We start from the raw sequence: 18,036 nt of genomic DNA on the forward strand, positions 1-18,036 counted from the left end.
ACCGTTGGACCAATCCTGCCGTTGTACAGGGCAGGAATGTGGCCTGATGGTTCACTCATGGGCGGTGTGTTAGTCGGTATGGTGCTTAAGGCATGAATCAGGACGACCGACTTGGTCCCTACCGACTGCTTCGGCGGCTCGGTGAGGGTGGCATGGGCGTGGTCCACCTGGCCCTCGACCCTCACGGCAGGCAGGTGGCCGTCAAGGTGCTGCGCCCGGAGGTCGCCGGTGACGACACCGCGCGCCGCCGGTTGTCCCGTGAGGTCGAGACGATGCGGCGGGTGCGCAACCCGTACATCGCCGAGGTGCTCGACGCCGACGTGACGGGCCACCGGCCCTACATCGTCACGCGTTACGTCCCCGGCAAACCCCTCGACGACCTCATCAAACACGACGGTCCGCTGAGCGTCGAAGGGATCCTCAAGGTCGCCTACGGCGTGGCCGACGCGCTGGCCGCCGTCCACGCGGCCGGGGTCATCCACCGCGACCTGAAGCCGGGCAACGTGCTCATGCTCGACGGCGAGCCGGTGCTGATCGACTTCGGCATCGCCCAGGCCGTCGACTCGACGCGGCTGACCCAGACCGGGATGTTCATCGGCACCCCCGGCTACCTGGCCCCCGAGATCATCGAAGGTCACGAGGCGGGCCCCGAGGTCGACGTGCACGCCTGGGCCGGCACCCTGCTCTACGCCGCGACCGGCCTGCCGCCGTTCGGCAAGGGCACGCTGGAGATGATCTTCTTCAACATCACGTCGGGGAAGGCGAACATCGACGCCGCCCCCGCCGTGGTCCAGCCGGTGCTGCGCGCGGCCTTCCACCGTGATCCCTCGCGCCGGCCGCGCGCGGTCGACCTGCGGGAACAGGTGTCCCGGCTGATGCCGCAGGCACGGCGGCCCCGGGTGCCCGACGAGATCACGACGGTCCCCAACATCGACGACCAGACCGGGCAGCCGATCCGCGTCCTGGGCGTCGACGGCCCGCCGCCGACGCCGCGGCCCCCGTCGACCGACCAGGTCAACCAGCCGGTGGCCGGGCCGAAGGCGAACCCGCTGATCACCCCGGTCGTGCGCCGCCAGCCGTCGCAGGAGGAGTACGTCTCCCTCCTCAACGACACCCCGTTCGCGGGCCACCAGGGCCCGGCCGAACCGCTCCCGACGAGCGACGTGCGGCCGACCATGCCCGGCTATCCGAGCCGGCCCAATCCGCCCTACCCGGGCACCGGCCCGCAGCAGGGCGGCAACCGCCCGGCCCAGACGGGCCAGGGGACCGGACCTTCCGGCTATGCGGGACAGCCCGGCACCGGACAGCCCGGCACCGGACAGAATCCGGGCCTCGCCGAGCCGACCGCGCCGCGTCAGGCGGTCAACCCCTCCGGCCCCGGGCACATGCCCGGCCGGGGCGGCGGCGACCCGTTCCCCACGGTCCGGGTCACCGGCGACGACCTGCGCAGGGCCGGTCTCTCCGGGGAGAGCGACATCCCCACCCGGCTGCCGGGCGAGCAGCGCGGCTGGAACGACGGCGACATGCCGACGCGCCGCGCCGGTGAGGGCGGCTGGAACCAGCCACGCGACGGCGACCTGCCGACCCGGCGGGTCTCGCCCGAGGAACTGCGCCAGTCCCAGCAACACCCACAGCAGAATCCCCAGCAGAACCCGCAGCAGAATCCGCAGCCGGGGTTCTTCACCCAGCCCGCGGAGCACTACGAGCGCACCCCGCAGGTCCACCAGCCCAAGCCGGCGCCGTTCCTGGAGACGCTGCGCGTCCCGCCGCCCCCGCCGCTGCACAACCCGGGCGCGCGTCCGGGCGCCATGCTGCAGCGTTCCCGGGCCTACGGCGTGGCGAGCGTCCTCATGCAGGTCGCGCTGATCGGCGGCGCGGCCATCGCGCCGACGCTGGCGGCGCTGCTGATCATCCCGAGCGTCATCCTCTTCCGTGCCGCCGACATCGCGCAGCCGCAGCTCAACGGCAAGCGTCAGGTCAGCGCGGCGGCGGGCGACGTGCTCCGGGTGCTCAGCGAGCCCGCCGCGCTGGTCAAGTCGGCCGGGGCGACGATCGGGCTCATCTTCTACGGACTCATTCTCGGCATTCCCGTCACGCTGCTGCTGACGGTGCTCACCAAGATGGACATTCCCGCCACACTCGGCTGGGGCGTCGCGGTCGCCCTCTGGACGATCTGTGCCGGCCCGGCTGTCGAGGCCCCCACCCGCCAGGTACGACGTACGCTGGCATCGCTGTTCCCCACCAGGACCATGGCGATCGGGATCGCCGCCATCGTGGGAGTGGTGGCGGTGGTCCTCGGGGGAGTGGCGCTGTTGTCGCTCAGTTCTGACAACCACACGGCGGGTCTGATCTGGGGCTTCGACCTGCAGACGCTGACGGAGCGACTGTCGGAACTAAGGGAATCAGGACCAGGGGGGTCATAGGTGGCCGCAACGGAAGCACCGGAGAGGATCGGTCCCTACCGATTGCTCCGGCGTCTTGGCGAAGGCGGAATGGGTGTCGTCCATCTGGGACTCGACTCCGACGACCGCCAAGTCGCCGTCAAAGTCCTCCACCCGCACGTCGCCTCCGACCTGAAGGCGCGCGATCGCCTCACCCGTGAGGTCGAGACGATGCGCCGGGTGCGCAACAACCGGGTCGCCGCGGTGCTCGACGCCGACCTGACGGGCGCCACGCCCTACATCGTGACCCGGTTCGCGCCGGGCCGCACGCTCGAGCAACGGGTGCTGGAAGACGGCCCCCTGAAGGGCGCCGAGCTCACCAAGCTGGCCCGGGGGCTGTGCGAGGCGCTGGTGGCCATCCACCACGCCGACGTCATCCACCGCGACCTCAAACCGGCCAACGTGATGCTCGTCGACGACGGTTCGGGCATGTTCGAGCCGCTGGTCATCGACTTCGGCATCGCCCACCTGGTGAACGCCACCCGGCTGACCCAGACGGGCATGTTCGTCGGCACCCCCGGCTACCTCGCTCCGGAGATCATCCGTGACAGCGAGATCACCCAGGCCGCCGACGTGCACGCGCTGGCCGCGACCGTGTTCTTCGCCGCGACCGGCAAGCCGCCGTTCGGCTCGGGCACGTTCGAGTCGGTCTGTTACAACATCCTGGAGGGCAAGGCCCAGGTCGACACCGCGCCCGCGTTCCTGCGCGGCTGGCTGCGGCTCGCCCTGGCGACCGACTCGCAGTCCCGCCCCACGGCCGGGTCGCTGCTGAAGCTCTCGCGCGCCCTCGACCCGTCGGTGACGGTGTTCAAGGAGGGCGGCACCGCCGTCCAGCGGAACCAGTCGGCCGACGGCACCCGCGTGCTCTCCGACGGGACCCGCGTGCTGGCCGACGGCACCAGGGTTCTCAACGACGGGACCCGGGTGCTGACCGACGGCACCCGCGTCCTCGGCGACGGCACCCGCGTGCAGATCGACGGCACCCGTGTGCTCGACGACGTGCCCTCGGCCCGGCGGAGCGAGACATACTCCGACCTGCTGCCGCCGGTCAACTACGTCGCGCCCGAGCGGGAGCCCCGGCCGCAGAAGCCGTCGAAGCAGCGGCGGTCGGGCGGGTCCCAGCAGCCACCGCCCTACGTGCCGCCCTATCAGCCCGCGCCGCAGTTCGCGCCGCCGCCCTACGCCGACCAGAGGGTGGCCGGTCACCCGGCGCCCCAGCAGATGCGGCCGGCGCCGGTGGCCCCGCCACAGGCGAGGCCACCGGCCTATCAACCGCCGCCGCAGCCCCAGCAGGACCGGCCGCGCTACAAGACCAGCCACCCCGTCATGGCGGGGCTGATGCTGGCGGTGCTGGTCGGCGCGGCGTGCCTGCTGCCGGTGATGGTGAGCCTGTTCGCGATCGTGCTGGTGCTGTGCCTGCGGGTGGGCAACTCGCTGCTGGGCGACGTGAGCGAGCGCCGCTCGATCCGGGGCGCCAGTGGCTCCGACCCGATGCGGGCGGTGCTCGGCACCCCGTGGGCGCTGCTCAAGGCGGTGCTGGCGACCCTGGTCCACGTCCCGCTGGGCATCCTGTTCGGCATCTGCGTGTGGGGTGCGTTCCGCTACCTGGGCGGCATGACGACCAACGACGCGGCGGCCTACGCGGCGGCGGCGTTCGTCGGCGGGCTGTTCCTGCTGCCGGGTGGGCGCAAGCCCAGGCAGGCGGTGCAGCGCGCGCTCGCGGGCGTCATCCGCAGCCCCGGCGCCGGCATGGTGATCACCCTGGTGTTCGGCACGCTGGCGTTCTTCATCGTGATGACCGCGCTGTCGGCCGAGGCGGTCTGGACGCCGTGGCGGCCGCCGTCGGCGGTGATCGACGACCTCGTCGCCAGTCTCGGCAAGGGACAGGACACGGCAGTCAACCTGATCACCGGCCTGTTCGAAGACCTGATGAGTCAGATCGGACTGGGATTCCTCGTCGGGAAGTGAGCCGGTGCCCCCGACGGGGCACCATGACTTGTGAACCCTGAAGGGAGCAGCCGGTGGAGTCGAGCGTCTCTAACGCCGGTCCTTACCGGCTGCTCTCCCCGTTGGGGAAGGGCGGGTTCGGCGAGGTCCATCTGGCGCTCGACGCCGAGGGCCGGACCGTCGCGGTGAAGGTGCTGCACCCCCACATCGCCGGCGACGCCTCCGCCATCACCCGGCTGTCGCGTGAGGTCGAGACGATGCTGCGGGTCCGCGGGCCGCACATCGCCGAGGTCCTCGACGTGTCGCTCGAAGGCGACCGGCCCTACATCGTCACCCGCTACGTCCCGGGCCGGGCCCTGTCGACGATCGTCGCCGAGGGCGCGATCAAAGACGACGCCGAGCTGCTGCGCCTCGCCCGGGGCCTGGCCGAGGCGCTGACCGCGATCCACGACGCGGGGATCGTCCACCGCGATCTGAAACCGGCCAACGTGATGCTGGCCGACGGCGAGCCGTTCCTCATCGACTTCGGCATCGCCTCCGCGCTCGACCTGGTCTCGGTGACCGACACCGGCGCGGTCGTCGGCACCCCCGGCTACCTGGCCCCCGAGGTCCTCGAAGGAGGCGACGCCGGGCCGCCCGCCGACGTGTTCGCCTTCGCGGCGACGCTCGCCTACGCAGCCACCGGCCGTTCCGTCTACGGCCAGGGGCCCGCGCCCGCGGTCGCCTACCGGGTGGTCCACCACGAGCCCGACCTGTCGGGCGTGCCGTCGTGGCTGGCCCCGATCCTGCGCGACGCCCTCGCGACCGACCCGGCGGCCCGTCCGACCGCCGGTCAGCTACTGGCCCGCCTGGGCGCACAACGACCTGTTCCCGTCACCACAAGTGTTCACCGTGAAGAAGAGACCACCGAGTGGAAGCCGGGGGCGCCGCCGCCCGAGCCCCGCTCGCCGGCCGAGATCGCCCGCGCCCGCCGCGCCGACGTGGTGCGCCGCCGCTGGGTGATCGGCACCTGCGCCATCGTCGGCCTGCTCGCCGCCACCGGCCGCGAGCACGTCCCCGAGGCCTCTCTCCTCCTTCTCGTCGTGTACGGTCTGGCGCTCCTCATCGACGCCATGTTCGGCCTGGCGGCCAAGGCGAAGGGTCGCGTCATCCTCGACCTGTCGGCCATCGCCGGATCGATCGTGCTGTGGTGGGTGCTGAGCACGTTCTTCAGTACGTTTATCCTGCTGCTGGCCGTCGGCGCCCTCTTCTTCGCGCTCGGCCTGCTGGCGTTGGCCGGCTGACCGCCCCCCGCGCGCCACCTCCAGAACATAGTTCGGTATGGTGATGACAAGTGCCCCATACGCGGGGTTTGTGAGTAAGCTACTGGCGGGTAACAAATAGTCAGTCGTCCATTGCGGCGCGAGCCGTCTGAGTACGGGAGGTCGGCCACCGGCCATGAACATCGTCGTCTGCGTGAAGCAGGTTCCCGACACCGCGACCGAGCGCAAGCTCAGGTCCGATGACAGCACGCTCGACCGCAGCGCCAACGGGGTCATCAACGAGCTCTGCGAATACGCGGTCGAGGATGCCCTCAAGCTGAAAGAGGCCTACGGCGGCGAGGTGACGGTCCTCACCATGGGGCCCGACCAGGCCACCGACGCGATCCGCAAGGCTCTCGCCATGGGCGCCGACAAGGCCGTCCACCTGTCCGACGAGGCGCTGCACGGCTCCGACGCCCTGTCGACCTCCTACGCGCTGTCGCAGGCGCTCAAGAAGATCGGCTTCGACGTCGTCATCCTGGGCTCCGAGTCGACCGACGCGCGGACCGGCATGCTGGCCGCGATGCTCGCCGAGCGCCTGGGCGTCCCCCAGCTGACGCTCGCCAGCAAGATCGAGGTCGACGGCTCCGCGATCTCCATCCACCGGCAGACCGACTACGGCTACGACAAGGTCGAGGCCACGCTGCCGGCCGTCGTGTCGGTCGTCGAGAAGCCCGACCCCTTCAAGCCGCGCTACCCGTCCTTCAAGGGCATCATGGCGGCCAAGAAGAAGCCGATCGAGAAGCTCGGCATCGCCGACGCCGAGATCGACCCCGCCCAGATCGGCCTCGCCGCCGCCTGGAGCGTGGTGTCCGACTTCACGACCGCGCCCCCGCGCGGCAAGGGCGTCGTGGTCAACGACGAGGGCGACGGCGGCACCAAGGCGGCCGAGTTCCTCGTGTCGAAGAAATTCATCTAAGGGAGGGCTGACATGGCAGAGATCCTGGTGCTCGTCGAACAGATCGACGGCGAGATCAAGAAGGTCACCCTCGAACTCCTCACCCTGGCCCGCTCGCTCGGCGAGCCGTCGGCCGTGTGGGCCGGTCCCGGCTACTCCGAGACCGCCAAGGCCCGCCTGTCGGAATACGGCGCCGAGAAGATCTACGTCGCCGACTCGGCCGACATCGCCGACTACCTGGTGGCCCCCAAGGCCGAACTGCTGGCCTCACTGGTCGGCAGCCGGTCCCCGGCGGCGGTCCTAGTGGCCTCGACCACCGAGGGCAAAGAGGTCGCGGGCCGCCTGGCCATCAAGACCGACAGCGGCGTCATCACCGACGCGGTCGGCGTGGCCGAGGGCTTCGTGGCCGAACAGCCCATCTTCGGCGGCGGCGTGATCGTCCACAGCAAGGTCGCCAAGGGCACCCCGATCATCGCGCTGCGCCCCAACTCGACCCAGCCGGTCGCCACCGCCGGCGCGGGCACCGAGGAGAAGGTCGACGTCGCGCTCACCGACGCCGCCCGCGCCGCCCGCGTGGTCGAACGCGTCAAGGAGAAGTCGAGCTCCCGCCCCGAACTCACCGAGGCCGCCATCGTGGTCTCCGGCGGGCGTGGCGTCGGCGCCGACTTCTCGATCATCGAGCAGCTCGCCGACTCGCTCGGCGCGGCCGTCGGCGCCTCGCGGGCCGTGACGGACTCGGGCTGGTATCCGCACGAGTTCCAGGTCGGCCAGACCGGCAAGACCGTGGCCCCGCAGCTCTACATCGCGGCGGGCATCTCGGGGGCGATCCAGCACCGGGCGGGCATGCAGACGGCCAAGACCATCGTGGTCGTCAACAAGGACGCCCAGGCCCCGATCTGGGAGATCGCCGACTTCGGCGTGGTGGGCGACCTGCACAAGGTCGTACCGCAGCTGATCGACGAGATCACCAAGCGCAAGTAGTCAGCGAACCTGAGAGGGCGCCGGGCCTCGGCCCGGCGCCCTCTTCGATGTGCGCGCCTGGGGCTGCGGTGTCGGCGGAACCGCCGGCGGACGGGAGCTCATTCTCTCCTCGTGGTCACTGTCCGCTACGTGAACGGCGGGTTTCCGGGTGTTGTCCGGCGGGAAGACCGTTTCAGGTCGCCCTTACGGCCCGGGCCGTAACGGGCGACCACCAATTCCCCGTGGTGGAGTCGCTTTTTGTGGGGCGGATTCACAGCGCGAGTCACGGCCGGCCCACGGCCGTCCGCATCTCGCTTCTCACTGCGGATACGCTTGTTCGGTGCGAACTGCCTACCTGGATCACGCCGCGACCACGCCGATGGTGCCCGAGGCGGTCGAGGCGATGGTGGCGGAACTCTCCCGGGTCGGAAACGCCTCCTCACTTCACGCCGCCGGTCGCCGCACCCGCCGCATCGTCGAGGAGTCGCGCGAGACCATCGCCTGCGCCATCGGCGCCCGGCCGAGCGAGGTCGTCTTCACGGCCGGGGGCACCGAGGCCGACAACCTGGCGATCAAGGGCCTGTTCTGGGCCCGGCAGCGTCCCCGCGTGCTCCTCAGCTCCGTCGAACACCATGCCGCCCTCGATCCGGCCCACTGGCTGGCCGACCACCAGGCCGCGCGGGTCGAGTTGCTGCCCGTCGACGCCTTCGGGCGGGTGCGTCCCGAGACGCTGCGCGCGGCGATCGGCGACGACGTGGCGCTGGTGAGCGTCATGTGGGCCAACAACGAGGTCGGGACCGTCCAGCCGATCCACGAGCTGGCGGCGATCGCCCACGAGGCCGGGGTGCCGTTCCACACCGACGCCGTGCAGGCGGTCGCCCAGCTCGACGTCGACTTCACCGCCTCCGGGGTCGACGCGATGACCATCTCCGGCCACAAGGTCGGCGGCCCAATGGGGGTGGGGGCCCTGCTGCTCGCGCGCGGGGTCGACCCGGTTCCCGTGCTCCACGGCGGCGGCCAGGAACGAGACGTGCGATCCGGCACCCTCGACGCGCCCGCCATCGCCGGGTTCGCCACGGCGGTGAAGCTCGCGGTCGACCGGCGGGCCTCCCTGGCGGCCCGGCTGACCGAGCTCCGGGATCTGCTGATCACGAAGGTGCGCGCCGCGGTGCCCGACGTCGTGGTCAACGGCGACCTGGACGAACGTCTGCCCGGGAACGCCCACTTCACCTTCCCCGGATGCGAGGGCGACGCGCTGCTGATGCTCCTCGACGCCAAGGGCGTCGAGTGCTCGACCGGCTCGGCGTGCTCGGCGGGGGTGGCGCAGCCGTCCCACGTGCTGCTCGCGATGGGCCAGGACGGCGCACGGGCCCGGGGTTCGCTGCGCTTCTCGCTGGGCCACACCTCGACGATCGAAGACGTGGAACGGGTCGGCGAGGTGATCGGCGGAGTCGTCGAGCGCGCCCGCCGAGCCGGCCTCTCCTGAGGGCGGTCACATCACGTAAGAAAGTGGGCTACGGCTGACCATTCCGGGTCCATGGAGGCGACGATCGCCGGGCGGCCCTCTTTCCAGACGAGGTCGCGGATCGCGCGTTCCGTGGCGCCCGTGGGATCGGCGTACACGTGGAAGGTTCTGACGCCCTCTGAGCTGACGTGGGCGGCGACGACCGCCGGGCCCAGGGCGGCGGTGAGGGTCTGGTGGAAGGCGTTGAGGGCGTCGAGGGAGTCGCCTGCGGGGAGGCCGTCGCCGTCGGATTTGCGGTAGGGCAGGGTGATGGCGATGTGGTGGTCGTAGAGCGGGTAGTCGACCGGGCGGAGGGGGAACCTGGCCGTCGCGGTGAGTTTCTTGCCGCGGGCCGTGGTGCCCTCCAGGAGCGCCCACTGCTCGTCTTGGAAGCCTTCGGCCACGTCGGCCACGACGGCGGGGAGGTGGATGGCGGGGAGGGCGTCGATCGGCTCGATCTGGGCGGCGGTGATGTCGCCCACCCAGCGGGCCACCTCGTCTTCGCCGAGGAGGCGGTCGAGGGCCAGCATGGCGGTCTCCATGCGGGTGTCGTCGTCGATGTCCTCGAAGATCGGGTGATAGGCGGAGATGTCGACCCTGGGGCTGCCCGGAGGCACTCGCAGAGCCACGACGAATCTCGCCATGTCGAATTCGTGGGGGCCGGCCGGGAAACGTACATCCGCGGGAATCGAGGCAGCCTGACGGGAGGGGTGGAACTCCCACATCGCGTCGGGCTCGGGGGCGGCCTTGGCCCAGCGGTGGGCCAGGGAACGTAGTTCCGGGTCGGCGGCGGAGCTCACGACCAGGGAGAAGAGGCTGCCGCGGCCGTTGCCGATCTCCCAGATGAGGCCGGGGTCGAGGGCCGCCACGGCGGGGGCCATCAGTTCCGCCTTGTCGTCGGCTGCCTCCACCCGGGGACGGGCCTCGGCCCACCACGCCCAGAACCCGGAGATCGCCACTGCCGGGTCAACCGGCTCGCTCTTGCGCCCGAACAACCGCATGGCCCGCAATCCAATCAGCAGGACGGGCACTACGCCAACGCGGGTACGCTCGAAGGGCTATGGAATTCAAGCCTCTGCGTGTGCTCGCCGCCATGTCCGGCGGCGTCGACTCGGCCGTGGCCGCCGCTCGCATCGCCGAGGCGGGCCACGACGTGACCGGCGTGCACCTCGCGCTGTCGTCCAATCCGCAGTCCTACCGCACCGGCGCGCGGGGGTGCTGCACCGTCGAAGACTCCCGCGACGCGCGCCGTGCGGCCGACGTGATCGGCATTCCGTTCTACGTGTGGGACATGGCGGAACGCTTCCACCGCGACGTGGTCGAAGACTTCGTGGCGGAATACGCCGCGGGGCGGACTCCGAACCCGTGCCTGCGCTGCAACGAGAAGATCAAGTTCGAGGCGGTGCTCGATCGGGCGCTCGCGCTCGGCTTCGACGCCGTCGCCACCGGGCACCACGCACGGCTCGACGACGGGCTGCTGCGGCGCTCGCCCGACGAGGGCAAAGACCAGTCCTACGTGCTCGGGGTGCTGACCCGCGAGCAGCTCTCCCACGCGATCTTCCCGCTGGGCGACTCCACCAAGGCCCAGGTGCGTGAAGAGGCCGCTCGCCGGGGGCTGACCGTCGCCGACAAGCCCGACTCCCACGACATCTGCTTCATCGCCGACGGCGATACCCGGGCGTTCCTCGCCGATCGGCTCGGCGCCTCCGAGGGGCCAATCGTCGACGCGCTGTCGGGGCAGGTCGTCGGGACCCACGGCGGGGCCTTCGGCTACACGATCGGGCAGCGCAAGGGCCTGAGCATCGACCGGCCGGCCGCTGATGGGCGGCCGCGTTACGTGCTGTCGATCGAGCCGGTGTCCAACACGGTGACGGTCGGGCCCCGGGCGGCGCTCGAGGTGACGTCCATCATCGGGACCAAGCCTGTCTGGAATGGGCCGGTTGAGGCTCCTGATGGGGAGCTGGGATGCCTGGTGCAGTTGCGGGCGCACGGCGAGGTCTATCCCGCTCGGGTTCGAGTCGGCGAGGGTGATGTCCACATCACCCTTGAGGCGCCTGCCAGTGGCGTCGCCCCAGGTCAGGGAGCTGTGCTCTACCACGGCGACACCGTGATCGGGTCGGCGACGATCTCTTCGGCGGCCTGAGAAGCTCTTTCTCCGTTACGGCTCCGCCTACTCCGGCACCGCCCGCCGCCGTCGGCGCGCCTCGCATCCGGCGTCAACCGGCCGCTTCCGCTCCGCGCCGCGACGTCGTCACTTTCGCCAAACCGAGTCGCGAGAGTCCGGGCCGGGTTGTCTGCGACGGCTCGATCCCACGCGGCCCGAAATTTCGTGACAACCGCAAACGGAGCGGCAGGGAGTACCGGCCGGGTTGTCTGCGACGGCCCGATCCCACGCCGCCCGAAATTTCGTGACACCCGCAAACGGAGCGGCAGCGAGTCCGGGCCGGGTTGTCTGCGACCACTCGATCCCATGCCGCCCGAAATTTCGTGACAACCGCATGAAGAGGCCCACGTGCCGGCGTTGCTGGGTGGTGCGGAAGCGGGTGGTTGGCGCCGGATGCGGCGGGTGCCGGCGGCGGTGGTCGGGGCCGGCCAGGCGTTAGCCGTAACGGAGAAAGATCTTTGAGTGGCAGCCGGATTAGGCGAATTCGATGGATTCGCCTGGCTTGAGGCGGCGCATGTCGGCCTTCTGGTTCTTGGCCTCGGCGGCCAGGAAGTTGTCGATCATGCCTCCGCCGATCTCGTTGACCAGCCCGTCGTGGGTGGAGAAGGCGTGGTTCGGGCGGACGGCCCTCAGGTATTCGACGAAGTCCCACACCCGCAGCCACGGCGCGTTCGACGGGACCAGCAGGGTCTCCACGGCCACGCCCGGGTCGGTCAGGGCGTCGCCCGGGTAGAAGACGCGGTCGTCGATCAGGAAGCCGATGTTCTGGATGATCGGGGCGTCGGGGACGGTCGGGGCGTGCCATTCGCCGATGACGCGGACCGTGAAGCCGGCCACGTCGAAGACGTCGCCCTCGCGGACCGTCTGGATCTTCACGGGGACCTCGCCCAGGGCGTTCACGACCCCGTTGCAGGTCCATATCTCCAGGTCGGGGCTGGCTGACTTGATCAGGTTCTGGTCGACGTGGTCGACGTGCTCGTGGGTGATCAGGACGGCTTCCGCGCCGTCGAGCAGGCCGGTACCGCTGAAGCTGCCCGGGTCGAGGACGAACGCGCGGCCGTCCTTCTCGAAGCGCCAGCAGGCATGGCCGAGTTTGGTGAGCTTCATAGTTCCTAAGCTAGACCTCGTGCATTCGTACCCATGGGACCAGGCCGCCGCGACCGGGGTCGGCTCCCACCCTGGCGAAGATAATCTCGAGGCGCTCCGGACCGTGTTCGATGAGCTGCCGATGCCCTATCTGCCCGAGTTGCCGATGCGGGGGGTGGGGGCGGACATGATCGGGCGTACCGCCTCGCTTCTCGTCGAACTGCCCGCCGAGGTGCAGCCCTCGGGCTGGCGGATGGTCGACCGGCCGGGGCGTGACCACAAGCGGGCGCGTGATCACCTGCTCCGGGATCTCGACGCCCTGGAGGAGGTCGCCGACGGGTACACCGGACCGCTGAAGATCCAGATCTGCGGGCCATGGACGCTGGTGGGGGCGATCGAGCTGCGTTACGGCGACAAGATCCTCGCCGACTCCGGGGCCGTTCGGGAGGTGACCGAGTCGCTCGCCGAGGGGCTCGCGGCACACATCGCCGACGTGCGGAAACGGGTTCCCGGGGCCACCCTCGTGGTGCAGGTCGACGAGCCTGGGCTGCCGGGGGTGCTGACCGGGACGGTGCCGACCGCGTCGGGGTTCGGCCGCCTCAGGACGGTCGACGGGCCGATCGCCGCCGCGGGGCTCGGGCAGGTGCTGTCGGTCGCCGACTTCCCGATCGTGCACTGTTGCGCACCGGCGGTGCCGCTGAAGGTCATCCGTACGGCCGGAGCCAAGGGCATCTCGATCGACGCGAGCCTCATGCGGCGGCGCGACGAGGACCTGATGGGGTCGGCCATCGAGAACGGGATCGCCTTCTTCCTGGGCGTCGTGCCCGGCACCGACAGCAAGCTGCCCGACATCGACGTGGTGGCCAGGCCGGCGCTGGAGCTGTGGCGGCGGCTGGGGTTCAGGCCGGAGGACCTGACCCGCCAGGTCGTGCTGACGCCCGCCTGCGGGCTGGCGGGGGGCTCACCCGCGTACGCGAAGGCGGCGCTGGCGAAGTGCCGTGAGGCGGCGCGGGTGCTGCGGGAGAATCCCGAAGAGGAGTAGTTTTCGATCTTGCAACCGAACGGCAAGGTGGGGCTGCTATTTATTCGTATATGCGGATATTTCTCACCACCGGCGCGGTTGTCGCCGCCCTCCTCCTCGCTGCTTCCCCGGCCGTCGCGGACACCTGGAGCTGGGGGCCGGTGAAGTCGACCGACGGCAAAGGGAAGATCACGAACGGCAAAATCGTGAGCACCTCGTCGGGGCTGAAGATCACCGGTCGCCTGTACGACACCACGGCGGGCGGTCAGTGCACATGGGTCCGGTTCCGGTACCTCACGGACCAGGGCAAGACGGTGCAGAAGTCGTACAAGAACTGCAAGACCGGATGGCGCACGGCCGCCCTCAGAACCGGACATGTCCTCAGCGTCGAAGCGCAGGTCTGCCGGGGGACGAAGAAGGGGGTTAGCGGGCATTGCTCCGCCTACGCGGGGGTCTGGGCGCAGGGCGGCTGAGCTCGGGAAAGTCGGTGGGCGGCGATAGATTGCTGTCATGACTGAGGGGACCGCGCCGGAACTGACTCCGGAAGAAGCCGAGCTCAGCAGGCGGCACGCGGAGCTCGCCGAGCTGATCGAGCAGGCGAGCGCCCGCTACTACGGGCAGGATGCGCCGACGGTCAGCGACGCCGAATACGACTCCTGGATGCGGGAGATCACCGCCATCGAGGAGCGGCGGCCGCAGCTGCGCACCCCCGATTCGCCGACGCAGAAGGTCGGGGGAGCGGTCTCCCCCGAGTTCACCACCGTCGAACATCTGCGGCGGCTGGAGAGCCTCGACAACGCGTTCAACACGGCCGATCTGACCGATTGGCAGGGGCGGGCCCTGAAGCTCGCCGAACGTGATCCCGCGCCCTATCTGTGCGAACTGAAGATCGATGGGCTGGCCGTCGCGCTGGTCTATGAGAAGGGACGCCTGGTCCGGGCCGCCACCCGGGGAACCGGGACGGTCGGGGAGGACGTGACGGCCAATGTCCGCACCATCTCCGACGTGCCGGAGCGGCTCGCCGGTGACGACGTCCCCGATCTCATGGAGGTCCGAGGCGAGGTCTACCTGCCGGTCTGGGGTTTTGAGAAGCTGAACGAGCAGCTCGGGGAGGCGGGGAAGAAGCTTTTCGCCAATCCCCGCAACTCGGCCGCCGGGTCGCTCCGGCAGAAGGACCCCCAGATCACCGCGCAGCGGGAGCTGCGGATGATCGTCCACGGCGTCGGCGTGTGGCAGGGCGCGGCCCCGCCGAAGGCTCAGTCGGAGATGTACGACCGGCTGAAGTCGTTCGGGCTGCCGGTCAGCGACCGATACAAGGTCGTCGCGACGATGGCCGAGGTCCAGGAGTTCGTCGACTACTACGCCGATCACCGCCACGACACCGAATACGAGATCGACGGCGTGGTGGTGAAGCTCGACCGCGTCGACGTGCAGCGGCAACTGGGCTCGACGAGCAAGTTTCCCCGATGGGCGATCGCCTACAAATATCCGCCCGAAGAGGTCACGACCAAGCTCCTCGACATCCAGGTCGGCATCGGGCGTACCGGGCGGGTGACTCCCTTCGGCGTGATGACGCCGGTGGTCGTGGCCGGGTCGACGGTCGAGCGGGCGACCCTGCACAACGGGTCGGAAGTGGTGCGCAAGGGTGTGCTGATCGGCGACACGATCGTCCTGCGCAAGGCCGGCGACGTGATCCCCGAGATCGTGGCGCCGGTGGCCGACCTTCGCGACGGCAGCGAGCGGGCGTTCGTGATGCCCACGCACTGCCCCGAATGCGGCACCGAGCTCGCCTTCGAGCGCGAGGGCGACGCCGACCTGCGCTGTCCCAACACCCGGGCCTGTCCCGCCCAACTCCGTGAACGGATCTTCTTCGCGGCCGGGCGCAACGCCTTCGACATCGAGGGCCTCGGATACGTCGCGGCCACCGCCCTCACCCAGCCGTTGCGCCCGCAGGAACCCGTCATGCGCACCGAGGCGGACCTCTTCGACCTGACCATCGAGCAACTGCTGCCGATCGAGTCCTTCGTACGCGACCAGGACACCGGCCTGGCCAAACTCGACCCCGCCACGGGCGAGGAGAAGGTGGTGGCCTTCTTCGCCACCAAGTCGGGAGCACCGAGCAAAAACGCCCTGACCATGCTGGAGAACCTGGAGAAGGCCAAAGAGGCGCCGGTCGCGCGGGTGCTGGTGGCCTTGTCGATCCGGCACGTCGGCCTGCCCACCGCCACCGCGCTGGCCAAGGAGTTCCGCTCGATCCGGGCCATCGCCGAGGCCTCGGTCGAGGAACTGGCGGAGGTCGAGGGCATCGGCGCCCGGGTGGCCGAGACGATCAAGGAGTGGTTCGAGGTCGACTGGCACCGCGAGATCGTCGATCGGTGGCGGGCGGCCGGGGTCGTGATGGAAGACCCGGAACCCGTCGACGCGATGCCCCAGACCCTGGCCGGGTTGACCTTCGTGGTCACGGGGACGCTCGCCGACTTCAGCCGCGACGAGGCGGCTGCGGAGATCACTTCACGGGGCGGGAAGGTGACGGCTTCGGTGTCCAAGAAGACAGACTTCGTCGTCGTGGGGGAGAACGCGGGGTCCAAGTACGACAAGGCGGTGACGCTGAAGGTGCCGATCCTCGATGAGGACGGGTTTCAGGTGCTGGTGACGCAGGGGGTCGAGGCGGCGCGGGGGATCGCGGTCGTCGAGGAGAAGTAGGAGCCGCCCGGCTGCCGGGTGTGCGCGGGGCGGCCTGTAGAACCTGCGGGGGCGGATGCAGTCGGCGGTCGTCGTTGATCGCGTGCCGGTGCATCGCTATGAGGCAGCCGAGGGGCCGGGGTGGTTGTCGTTCCAGTTCCGCGAGGCGTCGGGCGGCGGTGTCGCGGATTCGGCTTCCGGCCGAAATCCCTGCCGTATACGGGCTCCACGGCGGCTCGGGTCGCGCGACGGAAGAGGCCGCGGCTTCGTTGTCGGTGGTTCCGGCTGGATGGGCGCTGGATGGCTCCGGTCGAGGGCGCGTACAAGATCAAAGGAATGGAAGAGGCCACCCATCCCGGGCTTCTGGGCCGGGATAGGTGGCCTCGGTCTGCGGGGGCCTCAAGTGGGTCGGTGCGGCCCGCAGTGTTCGGGGGTCAGAGCGCGGTGCAGGTCACCGAGGGCGTGTTGTTGGTGCTGCCCGAGTTGGCCGTGAAGCCGAAGTTGGTGCTGGCGTTCGGGGCGAGGTTGCCGTTCCAGTTGAGGTTGGTCACCTGGACGTTGCCGCCCGACTGGGTGTGGGTGCCGCTCCACAGCTGGGTGATGGTCTGGCCGTTGGCGAACGTCCAGTTCACGCGCCAGCCGGTGAGCGCGGCGCTGCCGCTGCTGCGGACGGTGACCTCAGCCTGGAAGCCGCCGCCCCACGGGTTGATGACCCGGTAGGTCGCCGCGCAAGCCTTCCCACCCGGGGTGGGGGTCGGCGTGGGAGTGGGGGTGGGCGTCGGAGTCGGGGTCGGGGTCGGCGTGGGGGTCGGCGTGGGAGTGGGCGTCGGGGTGGGCGTCGGCGTCGGCGTCCGTGACGGGGTGGGGCTGGGCTGCGGGGTGTACGGAGCCGCGATCGCCAGGTCATAGGCGCGCTGCGGCACGAACTGACCGGCGCCCGCGATGCAGCCGTCGGCCTCGCCCGGGAGCTTGATCCACAGGAAGGCGTCGATCGCCGAGTCGTTGGTGGCGGTCGTGCTCCACGTTCCCGTCGCGCGTCCGGACGGGTCGCACCACTCGCTGCCCTGCGGGCCGTTGCCGTTGCGGCTGGTGTCGATCACGGCCTTCAGGCGGGAGATGCCCGTCGCGGAGATGATGTTCTTCGCGTACGCGACCGACTCCGACGACGTGCGGTAGTTGGACACGTTCAGCGCGATGCCGTCGGCCGAGTTGGCGATGTCCGACTGGAGGAGCCGGTTGGCCGCCTCCTGGGCGCCCAGCCACGCCGAGTGGCCGATGTCGAAGTAGACCTTGGCCTGCGACGATCCCGACTTGAGCTTCTTGCCGGCGTACGCCATCGACGCGCGCACGTCGCTCTGCTGCTGGCTGTTCATGCAGCTGGTCATGATCGGCAGGACGTCGGGCTCGAGGATGATGTAGGCCGGGCGTCCCTGCAGGCCGGCCGCGACCTCGTCGATCCAGGCGCGGTAGGCCGTGTGGTTGGGGGCGCCACCCGTCGAAGCGCCGGAACAGTCACGGTTGGGGATGTTGTACACCACCATGATCGGGATTTTGCCCGCCGACGCGGCAGCGGCCGTGTAGCTGCTGACCTGCGAGCGGACCGCCGAGGTGTTCGTCGTGGTGAACCAGCGTCCCTGGGGGACCGCTGCGATGCGGTCGCGGATCACGGCCGTCTTCGAGTCGTTGGGGTTGGCGGCCACCCATCTCGCTGCGCTCGTGTCGGGGTCGACCCAGAACACCGAGTCGGCGGCGCTGGCCGCCGATGTGGTGAGCACTGCGGCGCCCATTCCCAGGGCGGCGACGGCGGCGGCGATTGCTGCCGTCAAGGATCTTCTTCGTAACATGAGATTCTCCGTCCCAGAATGTGGGAGCGCTCCCACCGGGTTGCGGCGATCTAACCATCAGAACAGGGCCACCTGAAGGCCTGGGCCGGATTAGGACGGAGTCCCAACATGAAACACCCAGGCAACACGGTAGAAACGGCTATCTGGGCGTCTGAAACTTTCAGTGCGAAGGTGCTAGATCAACTCAT

General features: G+C 70.0%; 13 protein-coding genes. 10 read left to right on the forward strand and 3 right to left on the reverse strand.

The genetic code is table 11. From position 1 onward, the window contains the following. The first annotated feature begins 92 nt into the window (after positions 1-92). The 6 genes from AW272_RS09445 (at position 93) to AW272_RS09470 (ending at position 9,033) form a co-directional block, all read left to right on the forward strand. Positions 93-2,423 (forward strand): protein kinase domain-containing protein, encoded by a 2,331-nt coding sequence (locus tag AW272_RS09445; protein WP_083958155.1) that lies wholly within the window; start codon positions 93-95, stop codon positions 2,421-2,423. After that, positions 2,424-4,409 carry a serine/threonine-protein kinase gene (locus AW272_RS09450; protein WP_066362794.1) on the forward strand — a complete coding sequence of 662 codons (1,986 nt, stop codon included), beginning with the start codon at positions 2,424-2,426 and terminating at the stop codon, positions 4,407-4,409. A gap of 53 nt (positions 4,410-4,462) precedes the next feature. Further along, positions 4,463-5,671, forward strand: a complete 1,209-nt coding sequence (locus AW272_RS09455) for a serine/threonine-protein kinase (RefSeq protein ID WP_066362795.1) — start codon at positions 4,463-4,465, stop codon at positions 5,669-5,671. A 154-nt stretch (positions 5,672-5,825) separates the two neighbouring features. Then, positions 5,826-6,608 (forward strand): electron transfer flavoprotein subunit beta/FixA family protein, encoded by a 783-nt coding sequence (locus tag AW272_RS09460; RefSeq protein ID WP_066362796.1) that lies wholly within the window; start codon positions 5,826-5,828, stop codon positions 6,606-6,608. A 12-nt stretch (positions 6,609-6,620) separates the two neighbouring features. Further along, entirely contained in the window at positions 6,621-7,568 is a 948-nt protein-coding gene (locus tag AW272_RS09465) for an electron transfer flavoprotein subunit alpha/FixB family protein (protein ID WP_066362797.1), read from the forward strand. 319 nt (positions 7,569-7,887) lie between these two features. Then, positions 7,888-9,033 carry a cysteine desulfurase family protein gene (locus AW272_RS09470; protein WP_083958156.1) on the forward strand — a complete coding sequence of 382 codons (1,146 nt, stop codon included), beginning with the start codon at positions 7,888-7,890 and terminating at the stop codon, positions 9,031-9,033. Between the two features lie 11 nt (positions 9,034-9,044). Here AW272_RS09470 and AW272_RS09475 read toward each other — a convergent pair whose 3' ends face one another. Beyond that, positions 9,045-10,052, reverse strand: coding sequence for a DUF695 domain-containing protein (locus tag AW272_RS09475; RefSeq protein ID WP_066362799.1), 1,008 nt, complete (start codon positions 10,050-10,052; stop codon positions 9,045-9,047). 59 nt (positions 10,053-10,111) lie between these two features. Here AW272_RS09475 and mnmA point away from each other — a divergent pair, with 59 nt between their 5' ends. Further along, on the forward strand, positions 10,112-11,194 hold the full coding sequence (gene mnmA / locus AW272_RS09480; protein WP_275527289.1) for a tRNA 2-thiouridine(34) synthase MnmA: 1,083 nt from the start codon (positions 10,112-10,114) through the stop codon (positions 11,192-11,194). A gap of 495 nt (positions 11,195-11,689) precedes the next feature. Here mnmA and AW272_RS41880 read toward each other — a convergent pair whose 3' ends face one another. Continuing rightward, the gene (locus tag AW272_RS41880) at positions 11,690-12,322 is read right to left on the reverse strand and encodes an MBL fold metallo-hydrolase (protein ID WP_066362800.1); all 633 of its coding nucleotides are present in this window, start codon (positions 12,320-12,322) and stop codon (positions 11,690-11,692) included. A 19-nt stretch (positions 12,323-12,341) separates the two neighbouring features. Here AW272_RS41880 and AW272_RS09490 point away from each other — a divergent pair, with 19 nt between their 5' ends. The 3 genes from AW272_RS09490 to ligA are packed head-to-tail and all read left to right on the forward strand — an operon-like array spanning position 12,342 to position 16,025. Further along, entirely contained in the window at positions 12,342-13,343 is a 1,002-nt protein-coding gene (locus tag AW272_RS09490) for a methionine synthase (protein ID WP_066362802.1), read from the forward strand. A gap of 50 nt (positions 13,344-13,393) precedes the next feature. Beyond that, positions 13,394-13,795 (forward strand): hypothetical protein, encoded by a 402-nt coding sequence (locus tag AW272_RS09495; protein WP_066362803.1) that lies wholly within the window; start codon positions 13,394-13,396, stop codon positions 13,793-13,795. 37 nt (positions 13,796-13,832) lie between these two features. Next, positions 13,833-16,025, forward strand: a complete 2,193-nt coding sequence (gene ligA, locus AW272_RS09500) for an NAD-dependent DNA ligase LigA (RefSeq protein ID WP_066362805.1) — start codon at positions 13,833-13,835, stop codon at positions 16,023-16,025. A 413-nt stretch (positions 16,026-16,438) separates the two neighbouring features. On the opposite strand, the gene AW272_RS09505 is transcribed toward ligA, so the two are convergent. Next, positions 16,439-17,848, reverse strand: a complete 1,410-nt coding sequence (locus tag AW272_RS09505; protein WP_066362806.1) for a glycoside hydrolase family 6 protein — start codon at positions 17,846-17,848, stop codon at positions 16,439-16,441. Positions 17,849-18,036: the final 188 nt, after the last annotated feature.

This window comes from Herbidospora mongoliensis (assembly GCF_001570545.1).
Classification (GTDB): domain Bacteria; phylum Actinomycetota; class Actinomycetes; order Streptosporangiales; family Streptosporangiaceae; genus Herbidospora; species Herbidospora mongoliensis.